The following is a 1,350-nucleotide window of genomic DNA, read 5'->3' as shown; positions in this document are numbered from 1 at the left end:
GAGCGGGAATCGTCACCCCTGCACTCGGAGCAGCGACGGAGTGAAAGTAATGAATGTGGTACTGGAAAGCGTGAGCGGCGCGGGTATCAAGCGCCGGGCAAAGAGGCAAACCGTCATGAACTCCCTGTTAGAAAATCGCTGGGTTAAAGGAGCTCTGGTTTCGGGTCCGCTCCTCATCCTCCTGATCGGCTTTCTGGCGATTCCGCTGTCCTACATCGTTTGGGGCAGTTTCGAAGGAGCGAAATTCGACTTCAGTCATTACGCTCGCGTTTTTTCGAGCGAGACGAACTTGAACGTACTGTTTTATACCCTTCGGATCGGGTTGATCGTGACAGTGGTATCCCTCGCCGCCGGCTACCCGGTTGCTTATCTACTGACCAAGCTAAAATCACGCTCACTGTCCACCGTCAGTATTTTCCTGCTGGTTCCGCTATTCACTGCTTTCCTGATTAGGACCTATGCCTGGATGATCATCCTCGGTCGTGAAGGCATCATAAACAATGCGCTTATTTGGACGGGCGTAATCCATGAACCCCTGACCCTGCTCAACACGACTTTCGCTGTCGTCGTTGGTATGGCTCATGTCTTCATCCCGACCGCCATCTTCACAATGTATTCCTCAATGGTGCGCATTGACCATGATGTTGCCAGAGCAGCCCAGATACTGGGGGCAAAGCCGGTACAAGCATTCCTACGCGTCTATTTTCCCCTGACACTGCCAGGCGTCTTTTCTGCAGGGGTATTGATCTTCATTTCTGCGATCGGGTTCTACATCACGCCTGCCTTGTTGGGCGGCCCGAGTGACACAATGATCTCACAATTGATTGTCGCACAGATGACAACGCTGTTGAACTTCGAACTCGGATATGCATCGTCCATCGTGTTGCTCCTGGTGACGATCGCCATTCTCTTCCTTGCGAGCCTGTTTATCCCGCTGGAAATGATATGGTCATCGTCAACCGTCGCACTGAGCGATGAAGAACCACGGGCGGCGGCACGGCTGCTCAAGAAAGTGAAACGATCGATCGATCCCCTCCTCTACGCTGTCGAGGCATCGGTGCACTTCGCAACAAGGCCCATTATTACACGCAGTGCGCGTTGGTTATGGGCATACACGATCCTCATGCTCGTTTTCCTGACGGCGCCGTTGATTGTCGTCGTGATACTGTCTTTCAGTTCGTCTCCATTCGTCGTATTTCCGCCTCCGGGATTTTCGCTGCGTTGGTGGGAAAAGCTGGCGAACGCCACAGAATGGCACCAGTCGTTCTTCTTTTCGGTTCAATTGGGCATCGCCGCCGCGTGCGTTGCGACGATTATAGGCACGATGGGCGCGTTTTGGCTGGTGCGGAC

The 1,350-nt window shown here is 53.6% G+C and carries 1 protein-coding gene; it reads left to right on the top strand.

The genetic code is table 11. The annotated features are described in order from the left end of the window. Nucleotides 1-49 precede the first annotated feature (49 nt). A partial coding sequence (locus A3AY_RS0108740) for an ABC transporter permease subunit (RefSeq protein ID WP_018325301.1) occupies nt 50-1,350 on the top strand: 1,301 nt, incomplete at its 3' end.

It is taken from the genome of Rhizobium giardinii bv. giardinii H152 (assembly GCF_000379605.1).
Lineage (GTDB): Bacteria > Pseudomonadota > Alphaproteobacteria > Rhizobiales > Rhizobiaceae > Pararhizobium > Pararhizobium giardinii.
The sequence above is the reverse complement of the archived record's forward strand: the minus strand, read 5'-3'. Positions and strand labels throughout refer to the sequence as shown.